This is a genomic window from Paraburkholderia sp. RL17-347-BIC-D (assembly GCF_046027915.1).
Lineage (GTDB): Bacteria > Pseudomonadota > Gammaproteobacteria > Burkholderiales > Burkholderiaceae > Paraburkholderia.
Genome location: NZ_JARESS010000005.1, coordinates 191231 through 204176, shown reverse-complemented (window position 1 = coordinate 204176; position 12946 = coordinate 191231). Strand labels below are relative to the sequence as shown.

The 12946-nt window shown below is 63.9% G+C and carries 12 protein-coding genes; 10 read left to right on the top strand and 2 right to left on the bottom strand.

What is annotated here, in order from left to right; translation table 11 throughout:
* The 4 genes from P0D96_RS09715 (at position 1) to P0D96_RS09700 (ending at position 2789) form a co-directional block, all read left to right on the top strand.
* Entirely contained in the window at positions 1-645 is a 645-nt protein-coding gene (locus P0D96_RS09715) for a hypothetical protein (RefSeq protein ID WP_408288069.1), read from the top strand.
* Positions 646-782: 137 nt separating this feature from the next.
* Positions 783-1967, top strand: coding sequence for a cystathionine beta-lyase (locus P0D96_RS09710; protein WP_408313200.1), 1185 nt, complete (start codon positions 783-785; stop codon positions 1965-1967).
* Positions 1968-2146: 179 nt separating this feature from the next.
* Entirely contained in the window at positions 2147-2608 is a 462-nt protein-coding gene (locus tag P0D96_RS09705) for a hypothetical protein (RefSeq protein WP_408288065.1), read from the top strand.
* 49 nt (positions 2609-2657) lie between these two features.
* The gene (locus tag P0D96_RS09700; protein WP_408288062.1) at positions 2658-2789 is read left to right on the top strand and encodes a hypothetical protein; all 132 of its coding nucleotides are present in this window, start codon (positions 2658-2660) and stop codon (positions 2787-2789) included.
* Between the two features lie 52 nt (positions 2790-2841).
* On the opposite strand, the gene serB is transcribed toward P0D96_RS09700, so the two are convergent.
* A complete protein-coding gene (gene serB / locus P0D96_RS09695; protein ID WP_408313198.1) occupies positions 2842-3681 on the bottom strand; it encodes a phosphoserine phosphatase SerB in 840 nt (279 codons plus the stop codon).
* A 363-nt stretch (positions 3682-4044) separates the two neighbouring features.
* Here serB and P0D96_RS09690 point away from each other — a divergent pair, with 363 nt between their 5' ends.
* From P0D96_RS09690 to P0D96_RS09675, 4 genes are all read left to right on the top strand, one after another.
* Entirely contained in the window at positions 4045-5298 is a 1254-nt protein-coding gene (locus tag P0D96_RS09690; protein ID WP_408313195.1) for a cytochrome P450, read from the top strand.
* Positions 5299-5442: 144 nt separating this feature from the next.
* Positions 5443-6453, top strand: coding sequence for a non-homologous end joining protein Ku (ku, locus tag P0D96_RS09685; RefSeq protein ID WP_408175541.1), 1011 nt, complete (start codon positions 5443-5445; stop codon positions 6451-6453).
* 42 nt (positions 6454-6495) lie between these two features.
* A complete protein-coding gene (gene ligD, locus P0D96_RS09680) occupies positions 6496-9489 on the top strand; it encodes a DNA ligase D (protein ID WP_408175540.1) in 2994 nt (997 codons plus the stop codon).
* A gap of 42 nt (positions 9490-9531) precedes the next feature.
* Positions 9532-9834 carry a hypothetical protein gene (locus P0D96_RS09675; RefSeq protein WP_408175538.1) on the top strand — a complete coding sequence of 101 codons (303 nt, stop codon included), beginning with the start codon at positions 9532-9534 and terminating at the stop codon, positions 9832-9834.
* A 39-nt stretch (positions 9835-9873) separates the two neighbouring features.
* Here the strand turns inward: P0D96_RS09675 and P0D96_RS09670 are convergent, their stop codons facing one another.
* A complete protein-coding gene (locus P0D96_RS09670; RefSeq protein WP_408313191.1) occupies positions 9874-10827 on the bottom strand; it encodes a LysR family transcriptional regulator in 954 nt (317 codons plus the stop codon).
* A 163-nt stretch (positions 10828-10990) separates the two neighbouring features.
* Here P0D96_RS09670 and P0D96_RS09665 point away from each other — a divergent pair, with 163 nt between their 5' ends.
* Both P0D96_RS09665 and P0D96_RS09660 read left to right on the top strand, forming a co-directional pair.
* On the top strand, positions 10991-12013 hold the full coding sequence (locus P0D96_RS09665) for a zinc-binding alcohol dehydrogenase family protein (RefSeq protein ID WP_408313188.1): 1023 nt from the start codon (positions 10991-10993) through the stop codon (positions 12011-12013).
* A gap of 362 nt (positions 12014-12375) precedes the next feature.
* On the top strand, positions 12376-12933 hold the full coding sequence (locus P0D96_RS09660) for a DUF6013 family protein (protein WP_408175534.1): 558 nt from the start codon (positions 12376-12378) through the stop codon (positions 12931-12933).
* Positions 12934-12946 lie beyond the last annotated feature (13 nt).

Sequence of the window (12946 nt, the reverse complement as noted above, 5' to 3'; positions counted from 1 at the left end):
ATGCGGGAATTGAAAGCGATGAAGGGTGCGGTGCGCCGGCGCGGTTGGGTAGTGACGGGCGTCGCCGCATTGCTGTGTGCCGGCGCAGCGGCGATGCTGCCCGCGCAGGCATGGGCGGAAAGCGGCGCGGTGAAGGAGCTGGCGGCGCCCCCGCCGATCCAGTTGCCGCTCAAGCCGAGCCCCGAATTCGCGAAATTCCCGCGCTACGCCGGCATGCTGGGCTCGCGCCAGATCGTGCTGAAGCTCGGCCCGAAAAGCGACGACCCATCCGGCGTCCACGGTGAGTATCAGTTCACGGATACCGGCGCGGTGATCCTGATCGCGGGCGACCGCGACGGTGACACGCTCGAAGTCGAGGAATCGAACGACGGCACGCATATCACCGGCAACTGGGTCGGCAAGTTCGCGGCGGACGGCTCGGTGGCGGGCGACCGCATGAACGTCGATGATTCCGACCCGCAGCCGTTCGACCTGAAACCGCTGGCAGCGGGGCAGGCGGTGCCGCCTGCCGGCGCGCCGGCGAGCGCCGCGAACAAGGCTGCGCCGCAGCCTTCCGCGGGCGCTGCCACGGTGCCGGCTTCAAGCGCCGCCGCTACCGGCGGCCACGCCGTGGGCGGCGTCAGCAACTTGCAAACCGGCGAGTGAACCAGCAGCCGCGGCGCCCAACAACTCGCGCGCTGTCTCTCAAGCGAAATCCTGCCGGCTCGTCTACTCTTGCGTGTGCGGCGCGCGCCCTGAAACCGCGTGCCTCCGTTTCCGTCTGCTTCTCAACGAAACTCACCATGACCCAATCCAAACTCCAACGCGGTCTGCAAACCCGCATCGTGCGTGCCGAGGACCAGCTCACGCCGGGCTTCGAGTCGTTCTCGATGCCGGTCACGCGGGCATCGACGGTCGTGTTCCCCGATCTCGCGACCATGCGCGCGCTCGACTGGAAAAACGACGCGCAATGGCGCTACGGCCTGCATGCCACGCCGACTTCGCTCGCGCTGGCGCAACGCCTTGCCACCATCGAGGGTGGCAACCACGCGTTGCTGCAGCCGTCGGGGCTGTCGTCGATTTCGAACGTGTATTTCGGCCTCGTCAAAGCCGGCGACGACGTGCTGATTCCCGATAACGTCTACTCGCCGAACCGCGATCACGGCGACTGGCTGGCGCGCGATTTCGGCATCACCGTGCGCTACTACGATCCGATGATCGGCGCGGGCATCGCCGATCTGATCCAGCCGAACACGCGCCTGATCTGGCTCGAAGCACCCGGCTCGGTGACGATGGAAGTGGCCGACGTGCCCGCCATCACCGCGGCGGCGCGCGCGCGCAACGTCGTCACGGCGATCGACAACACGTGGTCGGCGGGGCTGGGTTTCCGGCCGTTCGATCACGGCGTCGATATCTCGGTGCAGGCGCTCACCAAGTATCAATCGGGCGGCGGCGACGTGCTGATGGGCGCGACCATCACCGTCGATCGCGAGCTGCATCTGAAGCTGAAAGCGGCGCGCATGCGCATGGGCATCGGCGTCTCATCGGATGACTGCTCGCTGATTCTGCGCAGCCTGCCGACCATGCAATTGCGCTTCGAGCAGCATGATCGCGCGGCGCTCGGGCTGGCGAAATGGCTGAAGACGCGGCCGGAAATTTCAGCGGTGTTGCACCCGGCGCTATCCGATTGTCCGGGCCATGAGTTTTACAAACGCGACTTCACGGGCGCGGGCGGGCTCTTTTCGGTCGTGTTCGACGGCCGCTACAGCCCGGCGCAAATCGACACGTTCTGCGAGTCGCTCGATCTGTTCTCGCTCGGCTGGAGCTGGGGCGGGGCGCACAGCCTCGTGATGCCGTACAACGTCGCGTCGATGCGCACGGCGGGGCAGTGGCCGCATCGCGGGGCGTTGGTGCGGTTCTATATCGGGCTCGAAGCCGAGGCGGACTTGCGTGCGGATATGGAGCAGTCTCTGGCGGCACTGGGTTAAACGTCCGAGCGACGTTTTTCCGTAGGACAAGCAGGCCCATCGGGACGTGTTCCCGGTGGGCTTTTTTCTTGTCAACAGTGTGTGTCAAGGTAGCCAGTAAGCCTAACCATTCGGCTGAATGTTCGGCGTGAAATCTCGACGCTACGATGGCGTGCATCCCGACTAACGGTTGCCGCACCATGGTGAGCTTCGATGAATTTTTTCTTCTGGATGTTGCTGAATCTCGGCGTGCCGATCATCGGCCCGATCTTACGCTAGCGCTTGTGGCACCCGCGCACGGTTGGCGCGTCGCGAAGACATTGATCGCCGGATCCGTGAAAGACGGCCAACTGTTCTGGTGTGCGATCGGGCTGTTTGCGTCGGCGCTTTATGAGGTGGTGACGGCGCTGGAGCGGGGCCGTGGCGAGGCGTCGGTTCTGGCGTACTGTGCGGTTGGGCTGTGTGTGATGGCATTTGCCTGTTCCGGCCTCGTGATGTCGGCGCTGGTCAATCCACATTCCGGACGGGCAAGGGCGACGGCGGCGCAGCGGAACAGATCACTTGCAAATGGAAGCTTTTCGCCAACGGAAATAGCACTGTCAATTTTCTTCACGCTCGCTGCCGCAGCTTTCTTTGCATTCCTACATGTGCTGCTCATTTAGATTTTTCAGATAGTGCAGCATTTATACTGGTCCTCTCAAGGAGGCAATCATGAAAAAATTCTCGTTGTGGCTAGTCTCAGAGGAAATCTACCCACGCTTTTTGATGTGGACCACGATCATCGTGAGCCTTGATGCGATCAGCATGATCGTGGTACTCACAACGGACATTCTGAAAAAATAGAGTCACTGCCAGCGCTGGCCGTCATTGCATCGGCCAGCGCATCGAACCAATGTCAGAACAGGCGCAGCAGCCCGTCCAGCCCGACATGGTTGAACGCCACGCTGGCCGCTTCGCGCACTACCGGCTTCGCACGGAACGCAACGGAGAGCCCGGCCTCGGCCATCATCTTCAGATCGTTCGAGCCATCGCCCATGGCGATCGCCCGGCTCGGTTCAATGCCCAATTGCGCGCATGTTTCGCGCAGTGTGCGTGCTTTGACATCGGCATTGACGATCTCACCGATCACCTTGCCGGTCAGCTTGCCGTCCACGATTTCAAGCGTATTCGCGCGTGTGAAATCAAGGCCGAGACGTGCCTTCAGCTTCTCGGTGAAGAAGTTGAATCCGCCCGACACGAGCAGCGTTTTCAACCCAGCGGCCTTCGCACCAGCCAGCATCTGCGCGGCGCCCGGTGAGAGTTGCAGCCGCTCTTCGTACACACGTTCGAGCGCGCTTGCGTCGAGGCCTTCGAGCAGCGCCACGCGACGCGTCAGGCTTTCGTTGAAGTCCTTGATTTCGCCGCGCATCGAGGCCTCGGTGATCGCGGCCACTTCCGCTTTCAGCCCGCAGAAGTCGGCGATCTCGTCGATACATTCGATCGTAATCAGCGTCGAATCCATGTCCATCGCGACCAGCCCGAAGTCGCTCAACTGACGGCCGGCTTCGACAAACGCGTAGTCCAGTTGGTGGGTGCCGCAATACACGTCGAGGTCGGCGCGCTGGGCGACATTTGCGTCGGCAATGCGAATCGCGTTCGCGTCGATGACGCTGGCGTGCGAACCGCGCGCGAGCGCGACGAGCGCTTTGTGATGATCGGCGGAAAGGGGCGCGGAGCTTTGAATGACGAGGTTCATGGACGACGACGCAGTAACGCGGAAAAGGACGGACGCGCGGCGCGCGCGGAAAATCCCGCTATTGTAACGGTTCGCCGGTTGGCCACGCCTCTTGCGATCGGCATGTAGCGCTGAGCCGTACCTGTTGCAATCCGCTTGGGACGTTGCGTCGCGCCGCACCTCTTGCAATCCACCGGGCACGCCGCGCCGCACGTCGCGCCGTGCAAACCTGCGGCGCGCGGTCCATACTGGCGCTTCGAACAAACAACGCCTCGCAGCCAGTAAGCGCACCGGCCGGCGGCCGCGCCACCACACGCGGTGCGCAACGTCGCTATGCGCTCACACCGGCACCCATGACGAGGCGCATCACTACGGAGACAACGCATGCCCCCGGCGACCGCCAGCGACGCATCCACTCTTGCGCGCGACTTCAATTTGCGCCACCTGAATCCCGCTTTCTATGCCGATCCGTATCCGGTCTACCACGCGCTGCGCGCTCACGAGCCGGTCAAGCGCATGCCGGACGGTTCGCTGTTTCTGACGCGATTTCGCGACGTGCAGGCGGTCTATCGCGACCCGAAAACCTTCAGCTCCGACAAGACCGTCGAATTCAAGCCGAAGTACGGCGACTCGCCGCTCTACGCGCATCACACGACGAGTCTCGTCTTCAACGACCCGCCGCGCCATACGCGAGTGCGCAAGCTGATCGCCGGGGCGCTGACGGCGCGCGCCATCGCGGCCATGGAGCCGGGACTGGTGCGCCTCATCGACGGCTTGCTCGATGCCGCCGCCGAACGCGGCCGGATCGATCTGATCGGCGAGTTCGCGTCGGCGATTCCGGTCGAGATCATCGGTAATCTGCTGGATGTGCCGCACGCGGAACGCGAGCCGCTGCGTGACTGGTCGCTCGCGATTCTCGGCGCGCTCGAGCCGTCGCTCACCGAGGCGCAGCTCGAACGCGGCAATCGCGCGGTGAGCGAATTCGTCGACTATTTGCGCGGTCTGGTCGCGCGACGCCGGCGCGAGCCGGGCGACCCGCAGCATGACGTGCTGACGCGTCTGATTCAGGGCGAAGAGGGCGGCGAGCAATTGTCCGAAGCGGAGTTGCTGCAAAACTGCATTTTCATTCTGAACGCCGGTCATGAGACGACCACCAATCTGATCGGCAACGGTCTCGTCACGCTGGCGCAATGGCCCGAGCAGCGCGAGGCGCTGCTGCGCGAGCCGTCGCTGATCGGATCGGCGGTGGAGGAGTGTCTGCGTTTCGAGAGTTCGAATCAGCTCGGCAACCGCATGGCGACCGTCGACACCGAGATCGGCGGCGTCGCGGTGGCGCGCGGCACGCCGGTCACGCTGTGCATCGGTGCGGCCAATCGCGACCCCGAGCAGTTCGCGGATCCGGACCGCTTCGACATTCGCCGCGATCCGAACCGGCACCTTGCATTCGGTTTCGGCATCCACCAGTGCGCCGGGTTGTCGCTCGCGCGGCTCGAGGCGCGCATCGCGATCGGCCGTTTCGTCGAGCGCTTTCCGGCCTATCGCCTGAATGGCGAGCCCACGCGCGGCGGGCGCGTGCGGTTTCGCGGCTTCGCCGCGGTGCCGCTCGAACTCGAACCGGCGGGATCCCAAACGGCGTAGCGCACGGCGTAGCTTTTGCAGACCTGACGCAAGACTTACAGCCTGTGTATGAGGCCGTCAAATGGCGGCGCGCGCCGGCTATGGCTGACAAGCGGTGGCACGCTTGCTGCTTGACGTCAGGTCTTAGGCCTAGGGGAGCGCACGATGGCACACATGATCTGGAAGGGCGCAATCAGCTTCGGCCTCGTCCACGTACCGGTGCAGTTGTATCCGGCGACGCAGTCGGAGAAAGTCGGCTTCAATCTGCTGGATAAGCGCACGATCGATCCGATCGGCTACAAGCAGATCAACAAGCGCACCGGCAAGGATGTGACGCGCGAGAACATCGTGCGCGGCTTCGAGTACGAGAAGGACAAGTACGTCGTGCTCTCGGACGACGAGATCCGCTCGGCGAACCCCGAGTCGACGCAAACGGTCGATATTCTCGCGTTCGTCGACGCCCCCGACATCTCGTTTCTCTATCTCGACACGCCTTATTTCCTCACGCCCGACCGCAAGGGTGAAAAGGTCTACGCGTTGCTGCGCGAAGCCATGAAGGCGTCGGGCAAGATCGGCGTGGCGAGCGTCGTGCTGCACAACAAGCAGCATCTGGCGGCGCTGATTCCGGTCGGTCCGGTGCTGGCCTTGAACACGCTGCGCTGGGCCGCGGAGGTGCGCGATTTCGACGACTTCAAGCTGCCGGCCGACGGTGTCAAAGCCGCGGGCGTGTCCGCTCGCGAGCTCGACATGGCGAAGAAGCTGATCGACGACATGAGCGACAAGTGGGATCCGTCGCAGTATCACGATACCTTCCGCGACGACATCATGGCGCTGGTCGATCGCAAGATTCGCGCGGGCAAGACCGAGGAAATCACCGAAGTCGAAGCGCCGCACGAGTCGCGTCAATCCGCCGACATTCTCGATCTGTCGGACCTGCTCAAGCGCAGCCTTGGACGCGGCAAGAGCAAGCCGGCGGCGGCCGGCCGCAAGCGCGCCGCGGACGAGGACGGCGATGAGGACGACTCTGATGCCGAAGCAGAGGCTCCAGCCCGCAAGAAACCGCGCACGACGCGCACGGCAAGCAAGACCACCACGCGCGGCAGCGGCACCGGCGGCCGTGCAGCTGCCAAGACGGCAGCCACGCCAGCGGCCCGCAAACGTCGGGCAGCGGCCTGATCGTCAACGTCGCGCTGAGCCACTCACGACGAAGTCATCGCCATGAACGACAGACTCGACCTCTACAACCGCAAGCGCCGTTTCGACGAAACGCCGGAGCCATCGGGCGCGCGTGCAAGTCGCAAGCAAGGCGCCCGGAAAACGACAAGACAGGCAGCCGACGAAGCGCTCTCCTACGTGATTCAGGAGCATGACGCGCGGCGCTTACACTACGACTTCCGGCTCGAACTGAACGGCACGCTTCTCTCATGGGCGGTGCCGAAAGGGCCGAGCCTCGATCCGTCGGTAAAAAGGCTTGCGGTGCATGTCGAAGACCATCCGGTTGAATACGGTTCGTTCGAAGGCGAAATCCCAGCTGGCAACTACGGAGCAGGCAGCGTGATCGTGTGGGATCGCGGCACCTGGGAACCGGTCGGCGGCGCGGCGGAAGCGGCGCGATCATACGCGGCCGGCAAACTCAAGTTCCGGCTGCATGGCGAGAAGCTGCAAGGCGGCTGGACACTGGTGCGCAGCCATATGCGCGGCAGCGGCGACAAGGAGCAGTGGCTGCTGATCAAGGAACGCGACGATGAAGCGCGTGATGAGAGCGACTACGACATTCTGAAGAAGCGTCCGGGCAGCGTGCTCAGCGTCGGCGCCTCGGCGGGTAAAGACACGAAAACGACGCGGACAGCGGCAACCAAGGGCACTGGCAAAGCCGCAGCAGCCGCAATAGCGACTGCTGGGGCTTCCGATGCGAAGCCAGCCGCAAAACGAGCCGGCAAGAACAGCGCGAAAGCCGCGTCATCGAGCCGCGCCGATCCCAAGCGACCCGACATCGTAGCGACGCGCAACGCGCAGTCGCTGCGCGAACTAGCCGCCTCGCCCTCGATCGAGGGCGCGGTGAAAGCGCGCTTGCCCGCGACGTTCAAACCGCAACTGGCGACGCTTGTCGACGCCGCGCCTCCCGGCGATGAATGGTCGTACGAAATCAAGTTCGACGGCTACCGAGTGCTGGCCCGAATCGATCGGGACGCCAAGGGAAGCGCAGTTAAAGTATTCACTCGCGCGGGCAACGACTGGACCGCGAAATTCAGCAAACAGGTCAAGGCGTTCGAACAACTCGGCATCGAAAGCGCATGGCTCGACGGCGAAGCGGTGGTGCTGGACCAGAACGGCGTGCCGAATTTTCAGGGGCTGCAAAACGCCTTCGATGCGAACCGTCCGCAAGACATCATCGTCTACCTGTTCGACATACCGTTCCTGAACGGCTACGACTTGCGCGGCGTGCCGCTCGAACAGCGCCGCGCGATTCTGCGCGCCTTGATGGAAGAGGTCGACGACAGCGTCCTGCGCTTCTCGAACAATTTCGACTTCAGCGCGGAAGATCTGTTGAGGAGCGCGTGCGATATGGCGCTGGAAGGCATCATCGGCAAACGGCGCGACAGCGGCTATCTATCGGGTCGTTCGTCGACGTGGATCAAGCTGAAATGCCGCCGACGCCAGGAGTTCGTGATCGGCGGCTATTCGGAACCGTCCGGCAGCCGCGCGGCGTTCGGCGCGCTGCTGCTCGGCGTCTACGACGGCAAAGGCAAATTGCAGTATGCGGGCCGCGTCGGCACCGGCTTCGACGCGGCGTTACTGCGCTCGGTCAAGAAAGAACTCGACGCGCACGCGACCCAGCGCATGCCGTTTGCCGCCGCGCCGCGCGAGCGTAGTCGCACGCCGGTGCATTGGGTCGAACCGGTGCTCGTCGCCGAATGCAATTTCGCGGAATGGACGAGCGAGGGCATCGTGCGTCAGGCGTCGTTCGTGAGTCTGCGCAATGACAAGCCGGCGCGCCAGATCGTCAAGGAAACACCTCGCCAAGGAGCCGACGTGCAACAGCAAACCGATTCTGGGTCCGACGAAGCGCCGAAGAAACGTGTGGCGCGGAAAACTTCCGTCAGTACTGCGGCCGCATCCGGCGAGGGGAAAACCGCCGCGGCGAGTTCGAAGGCCGAGGCAAAAACGGCGGGCGCGAAAGACGTCGGCATGAAGAGCCGCGGCGTGGAGACAGGCAGCGCGAAGGCCAGTGCTGCGAAAACCGTTGCAACGAAAACCTCCGCCACCAAAGCCAAAGCAACCGAAGGCAAAGCCACAAAATCAAGCACCGCGTCCGCTCCCGCCGAAGTCGCAGGCGTCCGCATCTCGCATCCCGATCGCGTCATCGACAAAAGCAGCGGCGCGCGCAAGATCGATCTCGTGCAGTACTACGAATCGGTCGCCGACTGGATGCTGCCGCATCTGCAAGATCGCCCGGTGTCGCTGGTGCGTGCGCCCGAGGACATCGGCGGCGAGCTGTTTTTCCAGAAGCACAGCCAGAAGCTGTCGATTCCGAATGTCACGCAGCATCCAGGCCTCGATCCGGGCCATCCGGCGCTGATCACCGTCGATACGCTCAAGGCGCTGGTCGGCGCGGCGCAGATGGGCACCGTCGAATTTCACACGTGGAATGCCGTCGTGTCGAATATCGAAAAGCCGGACCGCGTGGTGTTCGACCTCGATCCCGACGCGTCGCTGGGTTGGGAGCGCATGATCGAAGCCGCGCAACTGACGCGTTCGCTACTCGAAGAACTCGGCCTCAAGTCGTTCTGCAAGACGAGCGGCGGCAAGGGCTTCCACGTGGTCGTGCCGCTCGCGAAACAGGCCGGCTGGGACGAAGTGAAGGACTTCTCGCAAGCCGTCGCGCAACACATGGCGGCGACGCTGCCCAAGTACTTCAGCGCGAAGATGGGCGCGCAGAATCGCAAGCAGAAAATCTTCGTGGACTATTTGCGCAACAACCGCGGCTCTAGCACGGTCGCCGCATTCTCGGCGCGGGCGCGTCCGGGCCTGGGCGTATCGGTGCCGCTTTCGTGGGATGAAGTCGCCAGCACCACGGGCGGCGATCAATGGACCATCGAGAATTTGCATGAGCGCCTCGCCGACCTCAAAAGCGACCCGTGGGCGGACTATACGAAGACGCGTCAGCGCATCACCGCAGCCATGAAGAAGCGTCTGGATGACGCAGAGTAAGCGCTTCGACGGACCCGATTCAGAACGACAAGGAGCAAGACCATGAAGACCTCACCGCAATCGTCCGACGGCGACAAGCAGGCAGACCCGCATGCCAAGAAGCAACCCAAATCGATGCAGGAAGCTGCCGCGCCGCTGCCGCATGAAGCCGATCAGGATCCCGAATCGCAGCACGAGGACGGTCCGCGCCATATCGGCAAGCAGGCGCATCGCGATCTCGAACGCGGGCTGAAAGATACCGACCGCCGCGGCGGCGACGAGTATCAGCAAAAGACGCAGAACGACGCGCACACCGACGTCAACTCCGACGGCAAAGGCGCCGGCGGAGCACGCGGCAAGCATTGACGACGTATCGATTCGGGCACCGTCGCCGGCGCATCTGTCTCAGCCCGGCTCTCTGTCCCAGTAAGGCGGATCGCCGAAGTGCGCCGCCAGGAATTCGATCAAGGCGAGCGTCTTCGGCGGCACGAACGAACGGCTCGGGTACACCGCCCAGATTGCCACGTTCTCGGCGAGCGGATAGCTGTCCAGCACGCTGACCAGTTCGCCGCTGCGCAAATAAGGCGCGACGTCCCAGGTCGATTTCAGCGCGATGCCGAAACCGGCCAGCAGGGCGTCGCGGATCACTTCGCCGTTGTCGGTGACGAGGCGCCCGCTCACGCGCACCTCGAGCGCTCCGGCGGGCGTCACGAAGACCCAGTCGCGCTGGTCCGACAGAATCATGCACTCGTGCTCCGCGAGGTCCGAAGGATGATGCGGCGTGCCGCGCCCGGCAAGATAAGCGGGCGCCGCGCACAGCACCCGCCGATTCACCGCGAGGCGCCGCGCCACCAGCGACGAATCCTTCAGCACGCCGACGCGGATCGCCACGTCGATACCCGCATCGACGAGATCGACCAACTTATCGGTGAGCCGCAAATCGACGCTCACGCCGGGATAGCGGCGCAGAAATTCGCTGATCACCGGCGACACGTGCTGCCGCCCGAACGACGACGGCATCGAGACCCGCAAGCGGCCCTGCGGCTCGGCCTGCGCCCGGCCCACGGAGGCGCGTGCGGCGGCGGCCGCGTCGAGCAGGGCTTCGGCGCGCGTCATGAAGACTTCACCGTCCTGCGTGAGGCTGATGCGGCGGGTGGTTCGGTGCAACAGACGCGCGCCGAGCAGCTTTTCCAGCTGCGCGATGCGGGAGCTGGCCACCGCCGCCGACAGCCCGAATTCGCGCCCGGCCGCCGACACGTTGGCCAGCAGCGCGGCGCGCACGAACAGGGCGACGTCGAGCAGATCGAGGCGCTCCCGTTCTCCGGACGAGGTACGTGTGGATGAGGCCGGAAGGTTCATTCTTCTGAAATTCAAAAAGATGTTTCAGCCATTATGACGGTTTTAAGAGAATAAGATCCGCCTTAGGATGACGCCAATGGGATCGATGACGCGCAAACGGCACGACAGGCCGCCCGCAAAAACCGCGATCCTTCAAACCTCGTCTGAACCAACAGGAGCATGTATGAAAGCCGTCGGTCTCTATCGCTATTTGCCGATCGATCAAGCCGAAGCCTTGGTCGATGTCGAAATCCCGAAACCGGAAGCCACCGGTCGTGACCTGCTGGTCAAGGTCGAGGCGATTTCCGTCAATCCGGTCGACACCAAAGTGCGCGCGCCGAAAGACACGGTCGAAAAGACGCCGCGCGTCCTCGGCTGGGACGCCGCCGGCACGGTAGTCGCGGTCGGACCGGACGTCACGCTGTTCAAGGTCGGCGATCCGGTGTTTTATGCGGGCAGCATCACACGGCCGGGCGCCAACAGCGAGTTCCACCTGGTCGATGAGCGGATCGTCGGGCGCAAGCCGGCGTCGCTCGATTTCAGCCACGCTGCCGCGTTGCCGCTGACCGCGATCACCGCATGGGAAGCCTTGTTCGACCGTCTCGGCGTGTCGCCGCAAGGCGCGGACGAAGGCCGCACCGTGCTGATCGTCGGCGGCGCGGGCGGGGTCGGCTCGATCGGCATTCAACTGGCGAAGCAGCTCGCGAAGCTGAAGGTGATCGCGACCGCGTCGCGGCCCGAGTCGGCCAAATGGGCCACGGAACTGGGCGCGGATCACATCGTCGATCATTTCGGCGACATGCCCGCGCAATTGAAAAAGCTCGGCATCGACCAGGTCGATTACGTGCTGATGTTCAACGACACCGACAAGAACTTCCCGGCCGCGGCCGAGGTGATCAAGCCGCAAGGCAGCATCTGCACGATCGTGGAAAACAGCAAGCCGGTGCCGGTCGAATTGTTGAAAGCGAAGAGCGCCGCCTTTCATTGGGAGTTCATGTTCACGCGCTCGATGTTCGGCACGCCGGACATGATCGAGCAGCACAAGCTGTTGACCGAAGTAGCGCGTCTCGTCGACGCGGGCACGCTGTGCACGACCGTCGGCCAGAACGTCGGCGCCATCAACGCCGCGAATCTGCGCCGCGCGCATCAGCTGCTCGAAGAAGGGCGCGCGATCGGCAAACTGGTGCTGACGGGATTCGACGAGTAAGCCGCAATTCGCCTGAACCGGGCCTGAACGAACATGGCCGGCGTCGCAGCAATGCGCGCCGGCCATGTTCATTTGATGCGCAACAAACGTGGCGATTGGGCGACGCGGCGTGTCGATTTGCAGCAGTGCGGCGCGGCGGGCGCGTGTGTGCGCCTGAGCCGCCACACGCGCAGAAAACGCGTCGCCGCAAGCGGGTTAACACCCGATTCGCGGGCAGCGCGCGCAGCGTCGCTTGGCGTTAGACTGGCAGGGCATCATGCTAAAACAGTTGCGTGTCTCGCAGCCCGGCGTCGTCCAGTCGGGCGGTGCGTGAGCAGTAGCGCTGAAGCGGGCGCGCAGCGGCACAACAACGAGGTGACAGTATGAGCTTCAGACTCTCCGCCGTTTCAGTTGTTGCTTCTCTCGCATGCGCGCTCGCGCCCGGCATGCTCGTGCCGGTGGCTCACGCCGCCACGCCGATCACGGTCACGTCCCAATCCGCCCTCGACGGCCCGATCCGCTACACGGTGCGCGTCACGTCGAAACAGTTCGGTAATTCGCAGGAAACGCGCACGATCCGCTCCGGCGAATCGGACGACTTCACGTGGAAGACCGTGCCGCCGGGTGGTCCGGTTCCCGCGACGGATGCGTGCCCGAACTACGCGTCGCTGCCGATCGACACCAACGGCGCGATGATCAGGCAGACGCAAATCCGGTTCGCGCCAGTCGTCGGCGGCGACGGCACGGCGACCGTGCAATTGAGCTTCCAGGCGCAGACGCCGAAGGGCGTGAAAACCGTGACGAGCGGCGGCAAAACGCTCAAGTGTCCGAACGACGTGACCGTCAGTCAGATTGTGCGATTCACGATGCCGGTCAATGGCAGCACGAAAACGCTCACGCTCAGCGACGGCACGGAAGTCGCGATCAGCGCGAAGCGTTGAGTCAGGCGTGTGA

What these genes read in the sequence shown, in the direction of transcription:
- P0D96_RS09690 (WP_408313195.1), top strand. Translation starts at nt 4,045, where the DNA reads ATGCCCCCGGCGACCGCCAGCGACGCATCCACTCTTGCGCGCGACTTC.
- P0D96_RS09675 (WP_408175538.1), top strand. Translation starts at nt 9,532, where the DNA reads ATGAAGACCTCACCGCAATCGTCCGACGGCGACAAGCAGGCAGACCCG.
- P0D96_RS09660 (WP_408175534.1), top strand. Translation starts at nt 12,376, where the DNA reads ATGAGCTTCAGACTCTCCGCCGTTTCAGTTGTTGCTTCTCTCGCATGC.
- P0D96_RS09700 (WP_408288062.1), top strand. Translation starts at nt 2,658, where the DNA reads ATGAAAAAATTCTCGTTGTGGCTAGTCTCAGAGGAAATCTACCCACGC.
- ligD (WP_408175540.1), top strand. Translation starts at nt 6,496, where the DNA reads ATGAACGACAGACTCGACCTCTACAACCGCAAGCGCCGTTTCGACGAA.
- ku (WP_408175541.1), top strand. Translation starts at nt 5,443, where the DNA reads ATGGCACACATGATCTGGAAGGGCGCAATCAGCTTCGGCCTCGTCCAC.
- serB (WP_408313198.1), bottom strand. Translation starts at nt 3,681, where the DNA reads ATGAACCTCGTCATTCAAAGCTCCGCGCCCCTTTCCGCCGATCATCAC.
- P0D96_RS09670 (WP_408313191.1), bottom strand. Translation starts at nt 10,827, where the DNA reads ATGAACCTTCCGGCCTCATCCACACGTACCTCGTCCGGAGAACGGGAG.
- P0D96_RS09715 (WP_408288069.1), top strand. Translation starts at nt 1, where the DNA reads ATGCGGGAATTGAAAGCGATGAAGGGTGCGGTGCGCCGGCGCGGTTGG.
- P0D96_RS09705 (WP_408288065.1), top strand. Translation starts at nt 2,147, where the DNA reads ATGGTGAGCTTCGATGAATTTTTTCTTCTGGATGTTGCTGAATCTCGG.
- P0D96_RS09665 (WP_408313188.1), top strand. Translation starts at nt 10,991, where the DNA reads ATGAAAGCCGTCGGTCTCTATCGCTATTTGCCGATCGATCAAGCCGAA.
- P0D96_RS09710 (WP_408313200.1), top strand. Translation starts at nt 783, where the DNA reads ATGACCCAATCCAAACTCCAACGCGGTCTGCAAACCCGCATCGTGCGT.